Below are 22,637 nucleotides of genomic sequence, written 5' to 3' on the forward strand. Positions count from 1 at the left end.
ATTCGGCGCGCACGGCGGGCAGGGGCGGGGCTCCTTTGGGGCATCGTTTTACCCTAGCCCCGCACTGCCATGTTGCGTCCCCTGTTCCTCGCCGCCCCGCTCGGCCCCCGCCTCCTCGACTTGGTCTACCTGCTCTTTCGCCTGCATCTGGGCCTCTCCATTGCTCTTGGCGCCGGCTGGGCCAAGCTCATCAACCTGAGCACCACCCGCGACCTGGCCAAGCTTCTCTGGCATCCCGGTCAGCTCAGCACGCCCGACTGGTTTGTGCAGCAGGTAGGCGGGCTGGGCTTCACCTTTCCCTCGCCTTACTTCTGGGCCGCGCTGGCCGTGTGGGGCGAGCTGGTGGGTGGCCTGCTCATTGCCCTGGGCCTGGTCACGCGCCTGGCCGCCGTTCAGCTGGCCGTACAGTTTCTGGTCATTGCCTTCTTTTGGTACGAAACGCCCGAGCCGGTGCTGGGCATGTACTACCAACAGCTGCTGTTTTGGGCCTTCGTGCTGGTGACGGCCCTCGGCGGCGGCCGGTTTTCGCTCGATTACCGGCTGAGCCGGCCGCGTCGCACGCCGGCGGTCCGGGCCCTGGGTGCACCGGCCCTGGCCGTCATCGGCCTAGGGTTGATCGGCGCCGCCGCGCCGGTACAGGCCGCGGAACCGGCCGGCGATGCGCCCACCGTGCGCCTGGCCGACTTCCGCCCGCTGCTGCGTTACGACTGGCAGGGCACGCTCACCTACCTCGATTACCAAAGCCAGCGCCCCGTCACGCTCCTCACCCGCCTCAACGGCATGCAGGTCGGCGCCGGCGAGCTGGTGCTCGACTACCAGTACCAGGAGCCCGAAGGCGGCCTGGTGAAGGGCTTCGAGCGGCTACGCCTGCGCCCCGACGGCCGCGGCCTGGAGTGGGACGGACTGCCCATGCGCCTGCGGCAGCGCACGGCGCTGCCCGACAGCACCCTGCAATTGGTACTGGTCGGGGAGGGGCGCGACGACAACCGCCCGGCCACCATCCGGCGCACGCTGCTCCTTGGCGCCCGCCGCTGCCGCATCCGCAAGGAGGTGCGCTTTGCCGGGCAGCCCGATTTTCTCCGGCGCAACGAGTACCAGTTCACCCGGTGAATATTACCGCCGCGTGAAATTTATTGGCTGGAACCCAGTTGGGTTTGCACACGTGCGAAATCCTGCTACTTTTGTAGTCACCATGCTGCACCAGTCCATTAATTGCAACTTTACCATGTGCGTCCTGCCCGTCAAATGGGCCGGAGCCGTGCCGTTGCATATCGTCTGGAAATAAAGCCCCGCAGCTAGTTTTTCCGACCTGAAATCAACCAAGCCCGGCTCCGCACCACGGAGGCCGGGCTTTTTTTCTGCCCAATGAGTTATGAAAGCCCCGCTCTTCACCGCCGAAGACCACCTCGTGTGGAAAGTTCTCTTCGACCGTCAGACTGCCCTGCTGCACCGCCGGGCCGCGGCGCCCTTTATGGCCGGCGTGCAGCGCCTCGGCCTCAGCCGCGACGCTGCCCCCGACCTCGACGCCCTGAGCCAGCGCCTGCACCGCCTCAGCGGCTGGGAAGTGGTGCCCGCCCCCGGCCGCGTCGACGACCAGACGTTTCTGGGTTTGCTGGCCGAGCGGAAGTACCCCGTCACGCACTGGGTACGCTCCATGCAGTTCTTCGACTACCTCGCCGGGCCCGACCTCTTCCACGATGCCTTCGGCCACCTGCCGCTGCTCACCAACCCCGAGTGGGCCGCCTGGCTGGCGCACTTCGGCCAGATAGCCCGCCACCACCTGCACGACGCGGCCGCCGTGCAGCAGCTGGTGCGCCTGTTCTGGCACACCGCCGAGTTTGGGCTCGTGCAGGAAGGCGAGGCGCTGCGCGTGTACGGCGCCGGCCTGCTCTCCTCGGCGGCCGAGTTGCACCACTGCCTGGCCGCCGACGCGCCCCGGCAGCCGCTCGAAGTCAGCACGGCGCTGGCCACGCCCATCGTGCGCGACGGGTTTCAGCAGCAGTACTTCGTGCTGCCCGCCTGGGCCGAGTTGGCCGACGTGACGGCCGAACTGGTGGTGCGCCTGACGGCCACCGCCGCGCCTTCGCCCGCTGCCGTGCCGCAGGTGGCCGCTGCGCGCGTGCAGCAATAACCGCTTCGGCCACCGAGCCGGTGCCGAGCCGCCGCAAAACGTCCACCAAAAAGGCCCGCTGCTAGCGGGCCTTTTTGGTGGACGTTTTGCGGCGGCGTGAATGGCGGGAAGACCCCGCCCGGGCCGAAATGAGCAGCGGTGTCAGTAGGAGAGGGTGCAGGCACTTGACGTCAGCACCGCGCTGGTCACGCCCATTGGCCAGCGCGGCCCGGGCGGGCAGCACGAAGTGGGTTGGGCGGCCAAAGAAGATACAAGCAAAAGCCGCCGTTCCCGGCAGGGAGCCGGCGGCCTGGAGCTGCTGCGGAAGCGGAGTTTAGGCCTTTAGCCGGAACTTCTTCAGCAGGTAGTTCAGCGCAATGGTATTGGCCTGGGTGGCTGCCTTGGCGTCGTACTTGGGGTTCGAGGGGTTGGCAAAGGCGTGGACGGCGTTGAAGCTGTGCACCGTCAGCTGCTTGCCGGCCTTTTTCATATCGGCCTGAAACTGCTTCACCACGGCCGGGCTGATGCCCTGGTCCTGGGTGGCAAACAAGCCCAGCACGTCGGTATTGAGGGTTTTGAGCTTGGCCACGTCCTTTTCCGGCATGCCGTAGTACATCACGCAGCCCACGGCCTGCTTGCCGGCCAGCATCGCCGCCTGCAACGACCAGCCTCCGCCGAAGCACCAGCCCAGGGTGGCTACCTGCGCCTTGGCCCCGGCGCGGGTGAGGGCTCCGCGCAGGATGTTCTTGGCGCGGTTGTTATCCACGGCCTGCACCAGGCGGCTGGCTTCTTCGGCGGTGGTGGCCAGCTTGCCGTCGTAGAGGTCCACGGCCAGCACCGTCACGCCGGGCAGCGAAGCGGCCAGCCGGTCGGCTTCGCGCTTGATGTAGTCGTTCAGGCCCCACCACTCGTGAATGACCAGCAGGTACTTGCCGTCCTTGGTGCCCGGGCCCACCTGGTAGGCGTGGGCCGTGCTGCTGTCGGGGGTGGGGTAGGTCACCAGCTTGCCGGCTTCCTGGTAGTCCAGCGGCAGGGGGGCGTCGTGGCCGCTCATAAAGGCCGGGTCGGCGGCCAGGCTGGCAAAGGCGACCAGGGCGTCCGGCGCCGGTTTGGCGCAGCACGAAGGCGCGGCTTGCTGGGCGAAGGCGGCCGTGGCCGTCAGCAGCGCCAGCAGCGAGACAAGCAGGTGCTTCATAGAATAAGGAGCTGAGAAGTGGGCTTGATGCCTGAATCGAAATCCGGCGCAATAGGTTGCGGGGCCGGGGCCGGGGCCACCAGCCGCTGCCAGCGGGCCCAGCCGCTGCCAGCGGGCCCGGCCGCTGCGGCACGGCGGGCGCGGCGGGGCCGGCTAAGAGGGCTCCGGCCCCGCGGCGCCCGTACGCACGGCGGCCTTCAGCTCGGTCAGCAGCGCGTACAGCCCCACGTAGGTGCGGTTCAGGTAGATGAAGTGCTCCGAGCCGCGCGGCTCCCGCTGCTGGCGCAGCTCGGGTTGCTGCAGCAGGTCGTCGCCGAGGGCGTAGAGGGCCTGCATAAAGGCCGGGTCGCCGAAGTCGAAGGTGGGCTGGCGAAACGGGCGGCCCACCAGCGCCAGCGAGTCGTGCAGGGTGCGCAGGTAGAGCTGACGCAGGGCGGGCGCATCGTGGGGGCGCAGCACGCCGGCTTGCTCCAGCAAAGCGGCCAGGCGGGCTTCATCCTCCAGGGTTTCGGGGGCGAGCAGGGCGGTGAAGAGCCGGTGTACCTCGGCCGGAATTTCCTTCACGCAGCCAAAATCGAGCACGCCCACGGTGCCGCCGTGCTCGGCGCGCAGCAGGAAATTGCCGGGGTGCGGGTCGGCGTGCACCTGCCGCAGCGTGTGCAGCTGGTGCATGTAGAAGTCCCAGAGCGCCTGCCCGAGCTGGTTGCGCACGTCCTGGCTCGGCTCGGTGGCCAGAAACTCGCGCAGGTGCTGGCCGCCGAGCCAGTCCATCGTCAGGATGCGGGCGCCCGACAGCTCCGGGTAGTACTGCGGAAACTCCAGGTGCGGCAGGTGGGCGCACCGGGTGGCAATGTGCCGGCCGCGGCGCAGCTCCAGGGCGTAGTCGGTTTCTTCCACGAGCCGCGTTTCCACTTCCTGCAGGTAGGGGCGCACGGTGGCTTCGTCGAGCCCGAGCACGCGCAGGGCCACGGGTTTCACCAGCCGGATGTCGGAGCGGATGCTGTCGGCCACGCCGGGGTACTGCACCTTTACGGCCAGGGCCCGGCCGTCCTTGCGGGCGAAGTGCACCTGCCCGATGCTGGCCGCCTGCCGGGCCTGCGGCTCGAAGGCGTCGAACAGCTCCGACGGCGAGCGGCCAAACGCGTCGCGGAAGGCCTTGACCACCAGCGGGCCCGATAGCGGCGGCGTTTGGTACTGGGCCTGGGCAAACTGCTCGGCGTAGGCTGCCGGCAGAATGTTCTTTTCCATGGCCAGCATCTGGGCCACTTTCAGCACCGAGCCTTTCATCTCGCTCAGGGCCCCGTACAGCTCGGCCGCGTTGGCCGCGTGCAGGTCCTCGGGGCGCACCTCGGCGCCGGCGGCCCGCTTGGCGTAGTGCTTTACGTAGTTGGCGCCCACTTTCAGGCCGGTTTTGGCAAAGCGCGCCGCCCGGGCCACCTTGGTGGTCGGCAGCGAAGCCAGCGGCTGGTTGTCGGGCCCCGGCTGGTTCAGGCCTGGCTCGCTCATCGGCGCCGGCCTGCTTGGAGGAGAAAGCGCGCCAGGTCCAGGGCCGAGTCGAAGGTGTTGCGGCCCACCAGGTCGAAGCTCAGCGTCACGGCCTTTTCCACGGCCGCGTCGGTACGCTCGAAGTTCAACGACTCGTCTTTGGCAAAGAAGCCGAGCACGAACAGCACCTGCTGCCAGAACACGCGCGGGTATTGTTCCTGCACCAGCGGGCGACTGGCCACCTCCTCGCTCTGCCGGCCCTCGCGCAGCACATCCGTCACGAAGGTTTCGAAGTCCTGGCGGAAGTCGTCGAGCACCCGGGGAGTGAAGCCAGGCACCGACGGCATCGAGCGCTGCAACGACTGCAGCGCGTAGCTGCGGTGCTGCTTCAGGATTTCGAGCAGGGTGAAGTAAAACGCCAGCAGCTTTTCGCGGGCCCCGTACTCGGCCCACACCGGCTCCTGCGCAGCGCGGGTGCGGGCGTCGCGCCCGAAGTCGGCCCACAGCTCCCGGTCGATGGCCGCGAACGTGGGGTAGAAGCGGTAAAATTCGGCTTCGGGCAGTGCCAGCTGCTGCGTGAGCTGGTACACCGAGGCCGGCGGCTGGTTGTGCCGGAGTACGTAGTCGAGGTAAGCCTGCTTGATGCGGTCCTTTTCCATAGCAGAAGCATAACCGGTGGGCGGGGCGAATAGTTGAGCAATCAAAAAGTACAGCCGTAATTTTTATGTATTTAAATAATATTTTATTGAACGTACTTGGTATTGTGTGCAAGCATCGTAATTTTGAACAAGCGTATTTTATGTCATCCGACCAATGATACATGCCCTTATCCCGCGTCCGTTGCTGTGTTGGGTGAGCCTGTTGCTCACCGTAGCGGCGGTGCAGGCCCAAAACCCCGGCAGCACCATCGCCGGCAGCGTGCAGTCGGCCGACCGACAGTCGCTTAGCAAGGCGCTGGTCACTGTGGTGCACGTGCCCTCGGGCACCAAGCGCGCCACCACCACCGACGGCAGCGGGCAGTTTGCGCTGGCGGGCCTGACCGCCGGCGGGCCCTACGTGGTGCAGGTCAGCCAGGCCGGGTTTCAGTCGCGCCTGGCCGACAACGTGTTTCTGACCACCGACCAGCCAACCCGGCTGGCCTTCACCCTGAGCCGGCCGGGTGCCCGGCCGGCCGGCGGCGCCACCCCGCCCACCTACATCAAGCAGGTGCCGCGCCCCGAGGAAAGGCCCGCCGCGGCTACGGCCCCGGCGCCTGCTCCGGCCACCCTTACGGCGTCGGCCGCGGCCCCCGCGCCCGCAGCGGGTGAGCCCCCGCGCACCTACCGCTACAAGCCGCAGTACGCGTCCTCGGCGCGCAAGCCGGCCCCGGTGGTGAAGCCCGCCACCAGCGGCCACTACGACGCCAAAACCGGCAACTACATCTACGAAACCGGGGCTCCCGTCACCCTGAAGCTGGCCGGCGGCAGCCAGCTGGCCGGCGTGGGGCAGCTTTCCACCGAAAGCCTGCTCCACCGCTTCCTCACCGACCCGGCCGCGCAGGTCGATACCGTGGACCTGACCAAGGGCTGGCTGAATTTCGACCGGGTGTTTTTCGAGCCCGGCAAGGCCACGCTCACACCCGATTCCAAGGTGCAGCTCGGCCACATTGCCCAGATCCTGCGGGCCTACCCCAAGGTGCGCATCAAAATCGGGGGCTACACCGACAGCACGGGTACCTATAAGGTGAACCGCCTGCTCAGCGAAGCCCGCGCCCAGGCCGCCTGGGCCGCGCTGGTGGAAATGGGCGTGGGCGCCAGCCGCATGGATGCCCGCGGCTACGGCCCGCGCTACGCCATTGCGCAGAATACCAGCGAGGAAGGTCGGGCCATGAACCGCCGCCTGAGCATTAAGGTGCTGCAGAAATAACCTCTGGCATCAAGCCCAACAGCCCGCGCCGAACTGCCGATGATGGTAGTTGGGCGCGGGCTGTTGGGCTTGGGCGGCGCCTCAGCCGCCCGCCGCAGTCTGGTAAGCCGCCCGGTAGGTATCAATGGCCCGCTGCCGGGCCCATTTGTGCTCCACCATGGGCGCGGGGTAGGCAGGCGTGCCGAGTTCGGGCACCCAGCGGCGCACATACTCATGCGTGGGGTCGAATTTCTGCAGCTGCGAATCGGGGCTGAACACCCGAAACCAGGGCGCGGCCACCACGCCGGTACCGGCCACCCACTGCCAGTTACCCACGTTCAGGGCCAGGTCATAGTCGAGCAGCTTGTCGCCGAAGTACCGCTCGCCCCAGCGCCAGTCGATGAGCAGGTGCTTGACCAGGAAGCTGGCCGCCGCAATGCGGGCCCGGTTGGGCAGGTAGCCGGTCTGGTTCAGCTCCCGCATGCCCGCGTCGATGAGTGGGTAGCCGGTCTGGCCCGCGCACCAGCGCTGAAAGTCCGCCTCGGCGTGGCGAAACGGCACCCCGCGCAGCCGCGGCTCGAAGCTTTGCTCGGGCAGCTGCGGGTAGTGCCAGAGCAGCATCATAAAATAGTCGCGCCAGATCAGCTCGGCCAGCAGCTTGGGGTTCAGCTCCTGCGCCTGCCGCATCAGCTCCCGCACGCTCAGCGTCCCGAAGCGCAGGTGTACCGAGCGCCGCGTGCTGCTGTCGACGAGGTGCAGCTGGTCGCGGGTGGCGTGGTAGTGGCGCACCAGCTGCTCGGCCGGCAGCTCCGCGGCGGGCACAAATTGCGCGTACCGCTCAAAACCCATCGAGGGCAGCGTAGGCCGCGGCGGCGCGGTGGGCAAGTGCTGCAGCCGGCCCCGCAACAGCTCGGCCGAAGGGGCCGGCTGCAGCATTTCGGGGCGCAGGGCCGCCAGCCAGGCGTCGCGGTAGGGGCCGAAGCTGCGGTGCGGGGTGCCGCTCTTGGTCAGCACCTCGCGCCGGTGAAAAATCACCTGGTCTTTCCGGGCCTCGAAGCCGATGCCGCGCTGCCGACACTGCTGCGCCACGGCGGCGTCGCGGGCGGTGGCGTAGGGCTCGTAATCGGTGTTGGTGTACACCGCCGCCACGTCCAGTTGCTCGAAGAGCTGCCGGAAAACCTCTTCCGGCCGCCCGTAATATGCCAAAAACGTGCCCCCGGCCGCGGCGGTCTGCTCCGCCAGCCGCTCCACCTGATCGTGAATGAACGTGACGCGCGCATCCCGCGGGCGCGTGACGTGGTCGAGAATGTCGGTGTCGTAAATGAAGAGGGGCACGACGGGCAGGCCGCTCTGCAGGGCGGCCGTCAGGCCCGCGTTGTCGTGCAGGCGCAGGTCGCGCCGGTGCCAGAACAGGGCTACTTGCATGGGGTAGGAGGGTATGCGGGTAGGAGGGTGTGAGGGTTATCGTTCGGCCAACTACTAAACTCCTGCCCCCATACCCTCACGCCCTTATTTCAGCGTCGAGTAACCCCCGTCGACCCGGATAATCTGCCCGGTGATGAAGCTAGCCGCGTCGGAGAGCAGAAAGGCGGCGGTTTCGGCCAGGTCCTGGGGCTGGCCCACGCGCTGCAGCGGGTGGCGCTTGGCACCGGCCTCCTGCTTTTCGGGCGTGTTGAGCAGCGCCGCGGCCAGGGGCGTAGCGGTGAGCGAAGGCGCCAGGGCGTTGACGCGCACGCCGCTGCCGGCGTACTCGGCGGCCAGGGAGCGGGTGAGGCCTTCGAGGGCGGCCTTGGCGGCGGCAATGCTGGCGTGAAAGGGCATGCCATTGTAAGCGGCCACCGTGCTGAAGAGCACCACCGAGGCCCCGCCGGCTTTTTTCAGCCGCTTGATGACGGCCTGCAGCACCTGCACCGCGCCCACCACGTTCAGCTCGAAATCCTGCCGAAACTGCTCGGCGCCCAGCCGCTCAAAGGGCCGCAGCAGGATGGAGCCCGGGCAGTACACCACGCCGTGCAGCACTTCGGGCAGCGCGTCCAGCGCCGCGGCCTCAAACTGGGTCACGTCCAGGCTGAGGTGCTGGGTGGCTAGCTCCGCCAGCTCGGCCGACTGGTGGCGCGAAGCGGTAACGAGGGTGGCACCGGCGGCCTGCAGGCGCCGGGCGGTGGCCAGGCCGATGCCCGAAGAGGCGCCGACGATAAAAATGGTTTTGCCGGTAAAATCCATGCGGTGGGAGTGGTTGCGGAACGAGGCATCAACCCGGCCGGTGCCCGAAGGTTTGCCCGCAGGCGCCCGCCCGCCGCAAATCAGCTGCTGAGCCCGGATGATACCAGCCGGCGGAACGCAGAAATATTCAGGTGTAACTAACTATCTTTTAGTCAACAACCTCTTGCCGGTGGAATATGAATTAACAACGCAAAAATACTCGGCATGCCGAGTATCTGGCCAGCAGAAGCAGCTCGTTTTGCGTAGCTTCACCACTCCCCATTCCCCAACCCCACAACCTCACTTTCATGAACATCCGCAAGCTGCTCGTCGCCAACCGCGGCGAAATTGCGATTCGCGTGCTGCGCGCGGCCACTGAGCTCGGCATTCAGACGGTGGCCATGTACACCTACGAGGACCGCTACTCGCTGCACCGCTACAAAGCCGACGAGGCCTACCAGATCGGCCGCGACGAGGACCCGCTCAAGCCCTACCTCGACATCGAGGAAATTCTGCGGATGGCCAAGGCCAACGGCGTCGACGCGATTCACCCCGGCTACGGCTTCCTCTCCGAAAACGCCGTTTTTGCCCGGCGCTGCGGCGAGGAGGGCATCACCTTCGTGGGGCCCCGGCCCGAGGTGATGGAGGCCCTCGGCGACAAGGTGAAGGCCAAGGAAGTGGCCGTGCGCTGCCAGGTGCCCATCATCGAAAGCAGCCAGCAGGACCTGACCTCGTTTGAAATAGCCCGGCAGGAAGCGCAGAAAATTGGTTACCCGGTGATGCTGAAGGCGGCTTCGGGCGGCGGCGGGCGCGGTATGCGCGTCATCCGCGACGACGAGCAGCTGGAAAAAGGCTTCTTCGAGGCCCGCAACGAGGCTCTCAAGGCCTTCGGCGACGACACGGTGTTCCTGGAGAAGTTCGTGGAGCGGCCCAAGCACATCGAGGTGCAGATGGTGGCCGACAACCACGGCAACATCATGCACCTCTACGAGCGGGACTGCTCGGTGCAGCGCCGTTACCAGAAAGTGGTGGAAGTGGCGCCTTCGCTGAATTTGCCCGACCACATGCGCCACCTGCTGTATGAGTACTCGCTGCGCCTGGGCCGGGCCGTGGGCTACAACAACGTGGGCACCGTCGAATTCCTCGTCAACCCCGAGCTGGACCGCATTTACTTCATCGAGGTGAACCCGCGCATTCAGGTGGAGCACACGGTGACGGAAATGATTACCGGCGTCGACCTGATCAAAACCCAGCTGCACATTGCCGACGGCCGCCACCTCTCGGACCCCGAAATCGGGCTGGGCGAGCAGAAGCCGCTGAAAATCGGCTACGCCATTCAGTGCCGCATCACCACCGAAGACCCCGAAAACGACTTCAAGCCCGACTACGGCACCATCGTGGCCTACCGCTCGGCGGGCGGCTTCGGCATCCGGCTCGACCAGGGCTCGGTGTACCAGGGGGTGAAGATTTCCCCCTTCTTCGACTCCTTATTGGTGAAGGTGTCGGCGCACGCGCCCACGCTGGAGGGCGCGGCCCAGAAGATGCAGCGGACCCTGGACGAATTCCGGGTGCGCGGGGTGCGCACCAACATCCAGTTTCTGCAGAACATCATTCAGCACCCGGTCTTCGTGAGCGGGCAGGCCAACGTGGACTTCATCAAGGACCACCAGGAGCTGTTCAAGTTCAAAGTCCGGCTGGACCGCGGCACCCGCCTGCTGGAGTTTTTGGGGGACCTGATTGTCAACGGCAACCCCGATGTGAAAGGCCACGTGGACGAGAAGCGGGAGCTGCCCAAGCCCCACCTGCCGTACTGCGAGCCGGGCCTTGCGGTGCCTGCCGGCACCAAGCAGAAGCTCACCGAGCTGGGCCCCGAGGGCTTTGCCCAGTGGCTGCGCGAGGACCCGCTGATTCACTATACCGACACCACCTTCCGCGACGCGCACCAGAGCCTGCTGGCCACCCGCATGCGCTCCTTCGACATGCTGAAAGTGGCCGACCGCTACGCCCGGCGCCATCCGCAGACCTTTTCGATGGAGGTGTGGGGCGGCGCCACCTTCGACGTGGCCCTGCGCTTTTTGCACGAAGACCCTTGGGACCGGCTGGCCAAGCTGCGCGAGGCCGTACCCAACATCCTGCTGCAGATGCTCATCCGCGGGGCCAACGGCGTGGGCTACAAGGCCTACCCGGATAACCTGACGGAGCGCTTCGTGCAGCAGGCCTGGGAAACGGGCGTCGACGTGTTCCGCATCTTCGACTCCCTGAATTGGATGAAAGGCATGGAAGCCTGCATCGGCTTCGTGCGCAACAAGACGCAGGGCCTCGCGGAAGCCGCCATCTGCTACACCGGCGACATTCTGGACCCCAAGCGCAACCAGAAGTACAACCTCGACTACTACCTGCGCCTGGCCAAGCAGATCGAGGACGCGGGCGCCCATATCCTCTGCATCAAGGACATGGCCGGGCTGCTCAAGCCCTACGCGGCCACCGAGCTGGTGACGGCCCTGCGCGCCACGGTGAAGCTGCCCATTCACCTGCACACCCACGACACCTCGTCGTTGCAGGCCGCTACCTACCTGAAGGCCGTGGAAGCGGGCGTCGATGTTATTGACGTGGCGCTGGGCTCGTTGTCGGGCCTGACCTCGCAGCCCAACTTCAACTCGGTGGTGGAAATGCTGCGCGGCACGCCCCGGCACCGCGAGTTCGATCAGCTGAGCCTGAACGAGTTCAGCAATTATTTCGAGACAGTGCGCGACTATTACTACCCCTTCGAGTCGGGGCTGAAGGCGGGCACCTCAGAAGTGTTCCAGCACGAAATTCCAGGCGGGCAGTACTCCAACCTGCGCCCCCAGGCCGCCGCGCTGGGCCTCCTGGACAAATTCGAGCTGATCAAGAAGACCTTCGCTGAGGTCAACCAGCTATTCGGCGACATCGTGAAGGTGACGCCGTCCTCGAAAGTCGTGGGCGATATGGCCCTGTTCCTGGTGTCGAACAACCTCACGACCGAGGACGTGCTGACCAAGGGGGACAGCATCGACTTCCCGGAGTCGGTGCGCGAGCTGTTCCGCGGCGACATCGGGCAGCCCGAGGGCGGCTGGCCCAAAAAGCTGCAGAAGCTGATTCTCAAGGACGAGAAGCCCTTCAAGGACCGCCCCAACGAGCACCTGCAGCCCATCGACTTCGAGCGGGAGTGGCCGAAGTTTCAGGAGAAGTTCGGGCCGGGCGCACGCTTCACCGATCTGTTGTCCTGGCTGCTGTACCCCAAGGTATTCGAGCAGTACTGGGCGCATTTGCAGCAGTACGGCGACGTGTCGGTGGTGCCTACGCGGGTGTTCTTCTACGGCCTGCGGCCCGGCGAAGAAACCATCATCGACATTGCCCGCGGCAAGAGCATCATCGTGCGCCTGCAGTCCATCGGGCAGGTGAATGACGACGGCTGCCGCACCATCTTCTTCACCCTGAACGGGCAGACGCGCAACTTGGAAATCCGCGACCGGTCGGTGGAAGTCAAGACCGTGTCGAACCCCAAGGCCGACAAGAGCAACACCCGGCAGATCGGGGCGCCGCTGCAGGGGCTGCTTTCCCGGGTGCTGGTGGAGAACGGGCAGAAGGTGAAGCGCAACACCCCCCTGTTTATCATCGAGGCCATGAAAATGGAAACCACCATCACCGCCCCGGCCGACGCGCTGGTGCAGGCCGTGAACCTGAGCGAAGGCACCCTGGTGAATGCCGACGACCTGGTGCTGACGCTGAACTAAGGCGGCGCCGACCGGCCGACCGGTGGGGCCGCGGGGCAAACAGCCCGGCGGCCCCACCGGTTATTTTTTGGCAGAATATTGGCTATGTTGCGTCGGTTTATCCCTGCTCTACTTCGATGAATACCACGTTTCAGCACCGCTTGGGGCGGCTTCTGCTGCTGGGGGCCAGCCTGACGGCCACGCCGGCCCTGGCCCAGCAAACCCCGGCCAACAGCCAGCCGCCCAACTTCAACAAAACCAACATCACGCCGGGCGAATTTCAGGCCTACAACACCTTCGACTACCGCTACGAAGGCCTGGTGGGCACGCCTTACCTGGAAAAAGGCTGGACGCGGGCCAAGCTGACCCTGGCCGACCAGCGCAAACTGGAAGGCACCCCCGCCCGCTACGACGTTTTCCGGCGTGTACTGGTGGTGCAGCCCTACGCCAACAAGAAGGATTCCGTGTGGCTCGATGCCAGCCGCATGCGCGAATTCACACTCGCGCCCGTTGTGCCCGGGCAGCCCGAGCGGCATTTCGTGCCCTTCGCCGAGGCGCCCGACGCCGACAAGCGCACGGCCTTCGTGGAGGAGCTCTACCGCGGCGCCAGCGGCTACGCGCTGCTGAAGCTGCCGCGCAAGGTGATGGTGAAGGCCAACTACCAGGGCGCCTACGCCGCCGACCGCCGCTTCGACGAGCTGGTGGACCGCACCGAGTACTACCTGCGCCGCCCCGACGGCTCGGCGGTGGAAGTGAAGCTCTCCCAAAAGTCCATTGCCGGCGCCGCGCCCGCCCTGTCGGCCTTGGGCCAGAGCAAGCGCAGCGTGAAGACCGAGCAGGAAGCCGTGGAGCTGCTGCGCTCGGCCGACACGGCCAAATAAGCCGCCCCGGCCCCACAGCACGAAGGCCGCCTCCCTGCGCAGGGGGGGCGGCCTTCGTGCTGTGGGGCGGTTCAGGCCCTATTGGGTATACACGGCTTCGAGCCGCAGCAGGGGCGTGGTTTCGGCGGGCGGGCCGGGGTAGAGCCGCAGCGTGTCCCCGACGATGCGGAAATAGCTGACCTGGCCCAGGGCGCCCAGAAAGCGCGTTTCGGTGTCGAGGGCCGGGCAAGCCATTCGGGTGGTAAGCAGCTTGCTGAAGCGCACCTGTTCGGGAGTGGGCTGCTCGTAGGTACCCGAAAAGCGGTTGCAGCCGGCGTTGCCCTGCACGCGGGTGTCGTCGGTGCGCAGCTGCAAGTCAACCTCGCGGCCCTCGGTGGGCGGCGGCACTGCGTCGGGGCCGAGTTGGCGCAGCACCCAGCGGGTATTGCGCAGCGAGGCGGGCGGTGTGGTCGGGCCGGTGCCGGTGAGCTTGGCGGGGCCGGCCGTCTGGCAAGCGGAAAGCAGGAGTCCGGCGGCCAGGAGGCGGAAACAAGTGGAAATCATAGCAGCAAGAGCAGGAATGAGCGCGGCAATCGGCCTTTCTTAACGCGGCGAAGCCGGCGGAGTTGGGCGTGTTTCGGCAACTGCCTGGTCTTGATATTATTACTGAATCGGCGGCGGGGCGTTGGTAGCAGCCCGCAAAGCCGACGCCCCCGCCACCCGCTCGAAGAGGGGCCACGGGGGCGCGCAAGCGGAAGAGCGCCGGGACTTAGTAGCTGCCCGAGGCAACGGGCGGCGTGCGCAGGGCCCGGACCCGGTTGGCGGGGCTGGTGGTCTGCTGCCGCTCCAGCTGCTGCAGCTGCGCGTTCTGGGCGTTGTAGCGCATCACCAGCTGGTCGTAGGCCTGCAGCAGGGTTTGCAGTTGGGTTTTCAATTCCTTCAGCTCGGCCGCCTGGGCGTAGCGTGGGTCCATGGGCTCCGGGTCGCCAAAGCCGGTGACGGTGGCCGTGGGACGCTCGGCGGGCGTTTGGGCGTGGGCAGAAGCGTAGCCGAGCAGGAGCAGGGCGAAAAGGAGCAGAAAGCGGAGGAGCGTGGCAGGCATTTTGTGTTGGATGGAGCGTGGTTTGAATGTGACAAAACTAGGTCGTCTGCATTCTGTCCACAATCACACGAACATGTGAGCCGGGCAACCGGCCGCCCCCGCCGCGCCCCTTAGTGCGGCAGCCGCACGCTCAGGCCCCCGCTGACCACGGCGCCGCGCTGGCCCGTAAAGGTCTGGCCCGCCCCCACATCGAGGCGCAGACCGGGCAGGGGGCGCCAGTTCAGGCCCACCGTGCCGCCGTGGGTAAAGCCCTGCCGCCCAAAGCCGTAGGCTTCGGTAAAGAAACCGAACTTGCCGGCCAGCGGCCCGTTCAGCGCCAGCGTGTAAAGAAACTGTCCCTGCTTGGTATCGGCGGCCCGGAAGCCGCTCTGGCTGAAGCCCAGGTTGGTTTCGAGGCCGAAGCGCTGCCCGATCTGCTGCGACACCAGGGCGCGGGCCGAGGCCAGCGGCTTGGCCAGGTGCAGGGCCTGGTCACCGGTTTTGGGCAGCGTCAGCTCGGTGAGAAACACCACCTGCGAGCGGGCATCCTGGTTGGTGGAAGCCAGCCACTTGGCACCCACGGTAAGCGGGGCCAGGCCGGCCGCCGTCGGGGCCACGTCGGCCCCGAGCAGGCGCGGGCCGGCGTGCTGGTAGCCCTGCGTGAGGCGCAGCTCCATGTGATTGAAGAAGCCCACGCGCAGCAGCCCCGCGGAAAGGGTACGGGCCTGGCCGCTGGCCGGTAGCTGCCGCTGGGTGCCCAGCTCCACCTGAAACTGGCCGGGCCGCAGCATGCTGGTCGTCACGGTCTGGCCCGGGCGGTCGGGCCGGATGTTGCGCACGAAGGGCGCGTCCTCGTTGTAGGTCGGATCGGTGGCGGGGGCCTGGGCCAAGGTGCGGCCGGTGGCAGCCGCAAACAGGGCGCCGGTCAGCAGGATGGTCGTACGCATGCTGTATCGACACGCAAGACCCGGTTGGTCGTTCAATAATTGTCCCGGAGAAAGGATTAACTTTAAAATCAAGGCAATCAGCCGGATTTAAATTGTTATTTTCAAAGAATTTGCCAAAAGTGGCAACATTGCTTGCCCGATTTCGTCAGCCGTGCGCAATGACCTCCTCCGTACTTTTCGCGCTATGAAACACTGTTACCTGCTGCTGACGCTGCTACTGGGCTCTACGGCGGCCCGGGCCCAGAGCCCCGCCGCGCCGGCCGATACTATTTCGCCCTGGAAAACCAAGTTTAAGGGCGCGCTGAACATCAGCGAAGCCCTGCTGTCGGACAACTGGAAGGGCGGGGGCGTGAGTTTTCTGGGCCTGAACGGGCTGCTGAACACGCAGGCCAACTACCGCCGCGACCGGCACAGCTGGGACAACCAGGCCGACCTGCTCTTCGCCTTCGCCCACAACAAGGGCCAGGGCTACCGCAAAAACCAGGACCGCCTGTTTCTCGACACCAAGTATGGCTACGGCATCAGCGGCGACTGGGACATGTTCTTCTCGCTGAACCTGCTCTCGCAGTTTGCCCGCGGCTACGAGTACGGCAAGGACGCCAGCGGCAACGAGCAGGCGCGGCTGGTGTCGTCGTGGTTTGCGCCGGCTTTTGTCACCGCCGCTTACGGCTTCGAGTACCACCCGGCCACCTTCTTCAAAGTACGCCTCGCGCCCTTCGCCCCGCGCATCACGTTTGTCAACCGGCCGGAGCGCTTTCTGGGCACCGTGGGCGCCGAGCCCTACGGCGTGCGGCCCCCGCGCGAGGTGCGCCGCGAGTGGCTGGCCGCGCAGGTGCTGGCCGAGTTCGACAAGGACATCATGCAGAACGTGAACCTAAAGGCGCGTTACCTGCTGTTTGCCAACTACCAGGAGCTGCGCTGGCGCAGCATCGACCACCGCCTGGAGCTGGCCGTGACGGCCAAGGTCAACCGCTACATCAACGTGGCCGTGACCGGTATCGGCCTTTACGACCGCGACCAGGACGCGCATATTCAGGCCAGCCAGGCCCTGTCGCTGGGCTTCCTCTACACCTTCCAGAACTACGAGGACAAAAAGCAGCCGTAGCGGCGGTTTCTCCGGCCCACCGCCGCGGCGCCGGCCTAGTGCATGGAGTGCGTCTCCGTCTTGGTGGCGAAGCGCCGCATAATGAACTCGGCATCGTCGGGAATGCCGGTGCGCAGGCGCGCCACGGCCGTGTCCTGCCAGTGGCGCAGCTGCTCGGGGTCATGGCGGCGGTTGTGCAGGCGGTCGGGGTGCTCATCGAGCCACTGCTTGACGAAGCTGCGGGCCTGCTGGTCGGTCATGGGGTTCATGGGCGTAGGGAGTTGAGTTGCCGATACCCATAATATACAGCCAATTATCCCCGAAACGAATGCCGCCGGCCGCCGATTTTTTCGGCCCCCGACGGCTCTGCCCACGCGGCCCGTACCACCGCCGGGTGGTACGGGCCGCGTGGGTACGCAAAGTCAGGCCGTCGTTAGCGACGGGGCTGGTTGTCGAGGTCGGGCGAGTCGGTCCAGCGGCGGTTCTGGTCGGGCTGGCGGCGCTCCTCCCACCGGTCCGCATCGGAAGGGCGGCGCAGGGCGCTGTTGCGGCTGTTGGGGTCGTAGAGGCTGCTGCTGTAGTCGTCGCCGTAGCCGTAGTCGGAGCGGGCCCCGTCGCGGTTGCTGCCGTCGTAGGGGCGGCGCGGCGCTGGGCGGTCGGCGGCACCGCGGCCCGCGGGCTGTCGACGGTCGTCGCCCCGCTCGGGGCGGCTAGCAAAATCGTCGCGGTAGTTTTCGTAGAAGCGGTCCGCGCCCCGGTCAAAGTCGCCGCGGGCGGGCAGGTTGCGGGCATCGTCGTAGCCCCGCTGACCCGCAGGAGCCCGGCCCTGGTCGCGGCGGGCGTGGGCCGGGTCGTCGGCGCGCCGGTCGCTGAGGTAGCCGGAAGTGCCTTCGGGGTGGTAGCTGCGGCTGCCGGCGGCGCGGCCCTGGGGGGCGTTGTCGTGGCGGCGGGTGTAGTCGGCGCGGCCGGCATCCGGGCGGCCCGGGCCGTAGCCGCGGCCGCGGTCGGAGCCAGCGTAGTCGCCGTAGTTGCTAAAGCCGCGGCGGCGGTCGTCGTCTTCCTGGTGGCGACGGCGGTCCTCGTCCTGGCTGCGCCGGGGCTGGTCCCAGGGGCTGTCGAAGTGGATGCGCTCCTCGCGGTCCGGCTCGCGCCAGTCAGGCCGGCGCGGCTCGTAGTTGTCGCCGAACCGGTCGTGGGGGCGGCGTTCGTGGGGACGGTTGCGGCTCCGGTCGTCGAGTTCGTCCGGGCGGCGGCTGCGGTGCTGGTTCATGGGGTCGAGCGGGTTTGGTTGATAAGTGGTTTTACCCGCGCAGCGGGCCAGGGGTTGCCGTCCGGTGCGGTGCCCACTAAATCGGGCAACGACGGAGGCGTGACGACCTGGCATGGATGCTCAACGTCAGCAACGATAGTGGTACTACTACTGCTTTAGCACCGCTGACCTGCGGTTGGAGTCGTAGTACCACTTCCGCCATTTCTACTACTGCTGCTGCTTCCGCCACTGCTGCTACTTCCGCCACTGGTGCTATTGCTGCTGTAGCCGGCGGCATTGCAAACAGAAAACCCGCCGTGAAACACGACGGGCTTTTCTCTCACCAAACCTTGAAATAAGGGCGCCGACTTACACGGCGGCCAGCTCGCCGTGCGGTGCCGGTTCGGGCTCCGGCTGCGGGCCGTATTTGCTGTGCTCGGCGCGGTAGGCGCGCTCGAAAATCAGGGGGAAGATGAACAGCGTCAGCAGCGTGCCGGTGATGAGGCCGCCGATAACCACGATGGCCAGGGGCTTGGAGGTTTCGGAGCCGATGCCGGTGCTCAGCGCGGCCGGCAGCAGGCCGATGGTGGCCATCAGGGCGGTCATCACCACGGGACGCACGCGGCTGGTCACGCCGTCGTAGATGCTGCTATCCAGGCTCATCTTCCTGAGCATGTTCTGCTTGAACACCGAAATGAGAATCACCCCGTTCTGAATGCAGATGCCGAAGAGGGCAATGAAGCCGATGCCGGCCGAGATGCTGAAGTTGGTGTGCGTGAGCAGGAGGGAGGCCACGCCGCCGATGATGGCAAAGGGCACGTTCAGCAGCACCAGGCCGGCGTCCTTGAGGTTGCCGAAGAGGATGAACAGGATGAAGAAGATCAGCCCGAGCGAGATGGGCACCACCTGGGTGAGGCGCTGGGTGGCGCGGCGCTGGTTTTCGAAGTCGCCGGTCCACTTCAGGGTGTAGCCCTTGGGCAGGTGCACGGCCGCGGCCACTTTCTGCTGGGCCTCCTCGATGGTGGAGCCCATGTCGCGGCCGCGGATGCTGAACTTGACGGCGGCGAAGCGCTTGTTGTCGTCGCGGTAGATGAGCGAGGGGCCGGTAACGGGGCCGATGCGGGCAATTTCCGATATCGGGATGGTTTTGCCGGCCTGCGTGGGCACCATTAGCTGGCCGATCTGGGCGGGCGTCTGGCGGTACTGCTGCTCGTAGCGGACGCGGATGGGGAATTTCCGCTCGCCCTCGTAGAGCTGGGTGGCCTGCTTGCCGCCCACGGCCATTTCCAGCACCGCGTTGGCGTCGGCTTTGCTCACGCCGTAGCTGGCCATCTTGTTCTCGTCCAGCTCCACGTGCAGCTCCGGCTGGCCGATGTTGCGCAGCGCCCCGAGGTCGTCGATGCCCTTCACGGTCTTGAGGATGGCGTACACCTCGCGGCCTCTCTCCTCCATCAGCTTCAGGTCGGTGCCGTAGATTTTGACCGCAATGGAGCCTTTCACGCCCGAGGCGGCTTCCTCCACGTTGTCCATGATGGGCTGCGAGAAGTTGAAATCGACGCCGGGGAAGCGGCCCAGCTTCGCCTTCATGTGCTCGATGAGCTGCTCGCGGTAGGCGGCCGACTTCATCTTGCTTTGCACCTGCTTGGTGTGCTTGATCTGCACCAGGAACTCGTTGTTGTAGAAGCCCGTCGGGTCGGTGCCGTCGTTGGGCCGGCCGGTCTGGCTCACCACGTCCGACACCTCGGGGAAGGAGAGAAACACCCGGCGCATCTCGTTGCAGAGCTTGTTGGACTCGTCCAGCCCGATGCTCAGCGGCAGCTGGGCCCGCACGTAGATGGAGCCCTCGTTCAGCTCCGGCAAGAACTCCGAGCCCAGGAACCTGAAGGCCCCGAGGCCGCCGGCCACCACCAGGGCCGCCACCAGCAGGCTGACGGTTTTGCGGGCGTACGTGAAGCGGAAGAGGCCTTGGGCGCCGCGGTTGATGCCGCGCACGAAGAAGTTTTCCTTTTCCCGCACGTTCTTCTTGAGCAGGATGCTGGCCAGCACCGGCACCAGCGTGAGGGTGAAGATGAGCGCGCCGAGCAGGGCAAAGCCGAGCGTCCAGGCCAGCGGCGAGAACATTTTGCCCTCCACTTTCTCGAAGGAGAAGATGGGCAGCAAAGCGGTGATGATGATGGCCTTGGAGAAGAAAATGGCCTTGCCCATGTCGCGGCCGGTTTTCTTGATCAAACCCAGCTTGGCCAGCTTGTTGAACCGCTCCATGCCCTTCTTATGCGCCTCGTGGTCGAGGGCCACAAAGAGGCCTTCCACCATCACCACCGCCCCGTCGATGATGATGCCGAAGTCGATGGCGCCCATGCTCAGCAGGTTCGCCGACATGCCCTTCAGGCGCAGGCAGATGAAGGCGAAGAGCAGGGCCAGCGGAATAATCACCGACACGATGAAGGTGGTGCGCCAGTCGGCCATGAACAGGAATACGATGACCGTGACGAGCACGATGCCTTCGAGCAGGTTGTGAATCACCGTCTCCGTGCTGAAGTCGATGAGCTGCTGCCGGTCGTAGAAGGTCTTGATCTGCACGCCCGGGGGCAGGATTTTCTCGTTCAGCTCCTGCACCTTGTCCTGGAGGCGGGCAATGACTTCGGAGGGGTTTTCGCCCTTGCGCATCACCACGATGCCCTCCACCTTGTCGTCCTGCAGCCCGCGGCCCACCTTGCCCAGGCGCGGCAGGGCCGATTCCTGCACCGCGGCCACGTTCTTGATCAGAATGGGCGCGCCGTGCACGTTCTTGATGACGGTGTTGTTGATGTCGCCCACGTTGTTCAGCAGCCCGATGCCGCGCACCACGAAATTCTGCTGGCCCTCGTTGATGACGTCGCCGCCCACGTTGATATTGCTGCGCTGAATGGCCTCGTACACGTCGAGCGGGGTGATGCCGAAGGTCTGCAGCTTGGTGGGGTCCACGCTGATTTCGTAGCTTTTCACCTCGCCGCCGAAGCTGTTCACGTCGGCCACGCCGGGCACGGCCTTCAGGTTGCGCTCAATCACCCAGTCCTGGATGGTTTTCAGCTCCCGGGTGGTCTTGTCCTTGCTCTCGATGGTGTAGCGGTAGATTTCGCCGGTAGGGCCGTAGGGCGGCTGCACCTCGGGGGCTATGCCGTCGGGCAAATCCGCGCCCGTGAGCAGGTTGTTCACCTGTTGCCGGGCGAAGAAATCCTCCACGCCGTCGTCGAAAATCACCTTCACCACCGACAGGCCGAACAGCGAGGTGCTGCGCACCGAGGTCTTCTTCTGCACCGGGTTCAGCGCAATTTCGATGGGTGCCGTCACGAACTTCTCAATCTCCTCGGCCGAGCGGCCGGGCCACTGGGTGATGATGGTAATTTCGGTGTTGGTGACGTCCGGAAACGCCTCGATGGGCGTGTTGCGGTAGCTCACCACCCCGGCCACGATGGCCACCGCCGTCATCAGGAAGACGAACCCGCGGTTTTTAAGCGAAAAGGCAATGATGCCCTGGATGAACTTGTTCATGACTCTTTTTTAAGAAGCTAGGAGTCAGGAGTTAGGAGCTAGAATAGGGTGGCGCGGGGCCGCTCGGGAAGGGCAAGGCGGTGGCCGTCAGCCCCATTTTGGCTGACCTCCTAACTCCTTGCTTCTAGCTCCTAGCTTCTTCTAATCATTCAGCTCGTCGTACACGAGCAGCTGGTTTTTGGCAATGATGACGTCGCCATCCTTCAGGCCCGCGGCCACGTAGCTCACCGGGCCCACGGTCTTGGCTACCTGCACTGCGCGGGTTTCCACGTGCTGCCGGTCGCGGTACACCATCACGTAGTGGCGGTCCTTGTCGAAAATGACGGCCTCGGCGGGCACGGCCAGCATCCGGGCGTCCTCGGTGTTGAGCACGTTGATGCGGGCGTACATTTCGGGCTTGAGCAGGTAGCCGGGGTTGGGGAGGCGCACGCGCACCTTCATCACCTTGGCATCGGGGTCGAGCACGTTGAACACCTTGTCTATACGGCCCTGGAAGTGCTTGTCGGGGTAGGCCAGGGTGGTCACGTCGGCCTGGTAGCCCTCCTTCACCTTTGCAATGTCCGACTCAAACACGTTGGCCATAATCCACACGTCGTCGAGGTTCGACACGGTGAAGAGGTTCTGCACGTTGTCGGCGTTGAACTGCATGTGGTCGGTCACGTTCTTCTCCGTAATGAAGCCCGAAATCGGGGCCCGCAGCGTGTAGGTGCCGTCGGCCGAGACGCCGTAGATGCTCAGCTGCTTGCGCGACTTACCCACGTTGCTCTGGGCCTTTTGCAGCTCCTTGCGGGCCAGCGTCACTTCCCGCTCCGAGGCCAGGCCGGCCTGAAACTGGTCTTCGGCCACCGCCAGGTTTTTGCGGGCAATGTCGAGGTCGGTGCCGGCGGTGCTGCTCTGGTTCTGTAGGTCGGCTATTTCGCCCGAGCGGATGACGGCCAGTACTTGGCCCTTCCGCACATGGTCGCCCAGCTCCACGTGGAGCTGCTCCACCACGCCGCCCACCAAGGGGAATACCTGCACGGTTTTGTCGCCGTTGCCGGCAATCTGGCCCGATAGAGTCAGCTCGTTGCGCACCGGCTCGGCGCGCACCGTATCGAGCCGGATATCCTTCATCATCGTGTCGGACAGGGCGAAGGGCGCGGCCTCGGGTGCGGCGGGGGTGGCGTCGGTATCGGAACAGCTGCTGAGCAGGCCCGCGGCGGCCAGCGGAAACAGCAGGGCAGGAAGGGAGCGGGAGGAGCGAAGCATGGCGGTATTGGTGAGGAGGCGCGCCGG

18 protein-coding genes are annotated in these 22,637 nt (G+C 65.8%); 6 read left to right on the top strand and 12 right to left on the bottom strand.

The genetic code is table 11. From position 1 onward, the window contains the following. Positions 1-69 precede the first annotated feature (69 nt). The gene (locus tag DLM85_RS24870) at positions 70-1,110 is read left to right on the top strand and encodes a DoxX family protein (RefSeq protein ID WP_133256835.1); all 1,041 of its coding nucleotides are present in this window, start codon (positions 70-72) and stop codon (positions 1,108-1,110) included. Positions 1,111-1,372: 262 nt separating this feature from the next. After that, the gene (locus DLM85_RS01580; RefSeq protein ID WP_111476313.1) at positions 1,373-2,131 is read left to right on the top strand and encodes a phenylalanine-4-hydroxylase; all 759 of its coding nucleotides are present in this window, start codon (positions 1,373-1,375) and stop codon (positions 2,129-2,131) included. A gap of 313 nt (positions 2,132-2,444) precedes the next feature. Here the strand turns inward: DLM85_RS01580 and DLM85_RS01585 are convergent, their stop codons facing one another. From DLM85_RS01585 to DLM85_RS01595, 3 genes are all read right to left on the bottom strand, one after another. Next, complete coding sequence (locus tag DLM85_RS01585; RefSeq protein WP_111476314.1) at positions 2,445-3,305, bottom strand: dienelactone hydrolase family protein; 861 nt, start codon at positions 3,303-3,305, stop codon at positions 2,445-2,447. A gap of 153 nt (positions 3,306-3,458) precedes the next feature. Beyond that, entirely contained in the window at positions 3,459-4,811 is a 1,353-nt protein-coding gene (locus DLM85_RS01590; protein WP_111476315.1) for an ABC1 kinase family protein, read from the bottom strand. Next, positions 4,808-5,449, bottom strand: coding sequence for a TetR family transcriptional regulator C-terminal domain-containing protein (locus tag DLM85_RS01595; RefSeq protein WP_111476316.1), 642 nt, complete (start codon positions 5,447-5,449; stop codon positions 4,808-4,810). The genes DLM85_RS01590 and DLM85_RS01595 overlap by 4 nt, the downstream gene beginning before the upstream one ends. Positions 5,450-5,603: 154 nt before the next feature. Here DLM85_RS01595 and DLM85_RS01600 point away from each other — a divergent pair, with 154 nt between their 5' ends. Continuing rightward, complete coding sequence (locus DLM85_RS01600) at positions 5,604-6,695, top strand: OmpA family protein (protein ID WP_111476317.1); 1,092 nt, start codon at positions 5,604-5,606, stop codon at positions 6,693-6,695. An 81-nt stretch (positions 6,696-6,776) separates the two neighbouring features. Here DLM85_RS01600 and DLM85_RS01605 read toward each other — a convergent pair whose 3' ends face one another. Together DLM85_RS01605 and DLM85_RS01610 are read right to left on the bottom strand one after the other, a co-directional pair. After that, positions 6,777-8,099: a cryptochrome/photolyase family protein gene (locus DLM85_RS01605; protein ID WP_111476318.1), complete on the bottom strand. Its 1,323-nt coding sequence runs from the start codon at positions 8,097-8,099 to the stop codon at positions 6,777-6,779. A gap of 84 nt (positions 8,100-8,183) precedes the next feature. Continuing rightward, the gene (locus DLM85_RS01610; protein ID WP_111476319.1) at positions 8,184-8,897 is read right to left on the bottom strand and encodes an SDR family NAD(P)-dependent oxidoreductase; all 714 of its coding nucleotides are present in this window, start codon (positions 8,895-8,897) and stop codon (positions 8,184-8,186) included. 287 nt (positions 8,898-9,184) lie between these two features. On the opposite strand from DLM85_RS01610, the gene DLM85_RS01615 reads away from it, so the two are divergent. Continuing rightward, positions 9,185-12,631, top strand: coding sequence for a pyruvate carboxylase (locus tag DLM85_RS01615; RefSeq protein ID WP_111476320.1), 3,447 nt, complete (start codon positions 9,185-9,187; stop codon positions 12,629-12,631). Positions 12,632-12,747: 116 nt separating this feature from the next. After that, complete coding sequence (locus tag DLM85_RS01620; protein WP_111476321.1) at positions 12,748-13,491, top strand: hypothetical protein; 744 nt, start codon at positions 12,748-12,750, stop codon at positions 13,489-13,491. A 78-nt stretch (positions 13,492-13,569) separates the two neighbouring features. Here DLM85_RS01620 and DLM85_RS01625 read toward each other — a convergent pair whose 3' ends face one another. The 3 genes from DLM85_RS01625 to DLM85_RS01635 form a co-directional block, all read right to left on the bottom strand. Then, a complete protein-coding gene (locus DLM85_RS01625; protein ID WP_111476322.1) occupies positions 13,570-14,034 on the bottom strand; it encodes an META domain-containing protein in 465 nt (154 codons plus the stop codon). A gap of 205 nt (positions 14,035-14,239) precedes the next feature. Beyond that, positions 14,240-14,572 carry a hypothetical protein gene (locus DLM85_RS01630; protein ID WP_111476323.1) on the bottom strand — a complete coding sequence of 111 codons (333 nt, stop codon included), beginning with the start codon at positions 14,570-14,572 and terminating at the stop codon, positions 14,240-14,242. A gap of 110 nt (positions 14,573-14,682) precedes the next feature. Beyond that, positions 14,683-15,498 carry a transporter gene (locus DLM85_RS01635; RefSeq protein ID WP_111476324.1) on the bottom strand — a complete coding sequence of 272 codons (816 nt, stop codon included), beginning with the start codon at positions 15,496-15,498 and terminating at the stop codon, positions 14,683-14,685. Between the two features lie 184 nt (positions 15,499-15,682). Between DLM85_RS01635 and DLM85_RS01640 the strand changes: the two genes are divergently transcribed. After that, a complete protein-coding gene (locus tag DLM85_RS01640; RefSeq protein WP_111476325.1) occupies positions 15,683-16,603 on the top strand; it encodes a DUF3078 domain-containing protein in 921 nt (306 codons plus the stop codon). 35 nt (positions 16,604-16,638) lie between these two features. Here the strand turns inward: DLM85_RS01640 and DLM85_RS01645 are convergent, their stop codons facing one another. From DLM85_RS01645 to DLM85_RS01660, 4 genes are all read right to left on the bottom strand, one after another. Further along, a complete protein-coding gene (locus DLM85_RS01645) occupies positions 16,639-16,851 on the bottom strand; it encodes a hypothetical protein (protein WP_111476326.1) in 213 nt (70 codons plus the stop codon). Between the two features lie 164 nt (positions 16,852-17,015). Then, complete coding sequence (locus DLM85_RS01650; protein ID WP_111476327.1) at positions 17,016-17,852, bottom strand: hypothetical protein; 837 nt, start codon at positions 17,850-17,852, stop codon at positions 17,016-17,018. 348 nt (positions 17,853-18,200) lie between these two features. Next, positions 18,201-21,362, bottom strand: a complete 3,162-nt coding sequence (locus tag DLM85_RS01655; protein ID WP_111476328.1) for an efflux RND transporter permease subunit — start codon at positions 21,360-21,362, stop codon at positions 18,201-18,203. A gap of 141 nt (positions 21,363-21,503) precedes the next feature. Continuing rightward, positions 21,504-22,610 carry an efflux RND transporter periplasmic adaptor subunit gene (locus tag DLM85_RS01660; RefSeq protein ID WP_111476329.1) on the bottom strand — a complete coding sequence of 369 codons (1,107 nt, stop codon included), beginning with the start codon at positions 22,608-22,610 and terminating at the stop codon, positions 21,504-21,506. Between the last annotated feature and the right edge of the window lie 27 nt (positions 22,611-22,637).

This window comes from Hymenobacter edaphi (assembly GCF_003258365.1).
Classification (GTDB): Bacteria; Bacteroidota; Bacteroidia; order Cytophagales; family Hymenobacteraceae; genus Solirubrum; species Solirubrum edaphi.

Coding starts and splice junctions, on each gene's coding strand:
- DLM85_RS01630 (WP_111476323.1), bottom strand. CDS start 14,572: ATGCCTGCCACGCTCCTCCGCTTTCTGCTCCTTTTCGCCCTGCTCCTG.
- DLM85_RS01600 (WP_111476317.1), top strand. CDS start 5,604: ATGATACATGCCCTTATCCCGCGTCCGTTGCTGTGTTGGGTGAGCCTG.
- DLM85_RS01620 (WP_111476321.1), top strand. CDS start 12,748: ATGAATACCACGTTTCAGCACCGCTTGGGGCGGCTTCTGCTGCTGGGG.
- DLM85_RS01660 (WP_111476329.1), bottom strand. CDS start 22,610: ATGCTTCGCTCCTCCCGCTCCCTTCCTGCCCTGCTGTTTCCGCTGGCC.
- DLM85_RS01635 (WP_111476324.1), bottom strand. CDS start 15,498: ATGCGTACGACCATCCTGCTGACCGGCGCCCTGTTTGCGGCTGCCACC.
- DLM85_RS01655 (WP_111476328.1), bottom strand. CDS start 21,362: ATGAACAAGTTCATCCAGGGCATCATTGCCTTTTCGCTTAAAAACCGC.
- DLM85_RS01610 (WP_111476319.1), bottom strand. CDS start 8,897: ATGGATTTTACCGGCAAAACCATTTTTATCGTCGGCGCCTCTTCGGGC.
- DLM85_RS01585 (WP_111476314.1), bottom strand. CDS start 3,305: ATGAAGCACCTGCTTGTCTCGCTGCTGGCGCTGCTGACGGCCACGGCC.
- DLM85_RS01605 (WP_111476318.1), bottom strand. CDS start 8,099: ATGCAAGTAGCCCTGTTCTGGCACCGGCGCGACCTGCGCCTGCACGAC.
- DLM85_RS24870 (WP_133256835.1), top strand. CDS start 70: ATGTTGCGTCCCCTGTTCCTCGCCGCCCCGCTCGGCCCCCGCCTCCTC.
- DLM85_RS01625 (WP_111476322.1), bottom strand. CDS start 14,034: ATGATTTCCACTTGTTTCCGCCTCCTGGCCGCCGGACTCCTGCTTTCC.
- DLM85_RS01640 (WP_111476325.1), top strand. CDS start 15,683: ATGAAACACTGTTACCTGCTGCTGACGCTGCTACTGGGCTCTACGGCG.
- DLM85_RS01580 (WP_111476313.1), top strand. CDS start 1,373: ATGAAAGCCCCGCTCTTCACCGCCGAAGACCACCTCGTGTGGAAAGTT.
- DLM85_RS01645 (WP_111476326.1), bottom strand. CDS start 16,851: ATGAACCCCATGACCGACCAGCAGGCCCGCAGCTTCGTCAAGCAGTGG.
- DLM85_RS01590 (WP_111476315.1), bottom strand. CDS start 4,811: ATGAGCGAGCCAGGCCTGAACCAGCCGGGGCCCGACAACCAGCCGCTG.
- DLM85_RS01615 (WP_111476320.1), top strand. CDS start 9,185: ATGAACATCCGCAAGCTGCTCGTCGCCAACCGCGGCGAAATTGCGATT.
- DLM85_RS01650 (WP_111476327.1), bottom strand. CDS start 17,852: ATGAACCAGCACCGCAGCCGCCGCCCGGACGAACTCGACGACCGGAGC.
- DLM85_RS01595 (WP_111476316.1), bottom strand. CDS start 5,449: ATGGAAAAGGACCGCATCAAGCAGGCTTACCTCGACTACGTACTCCGG.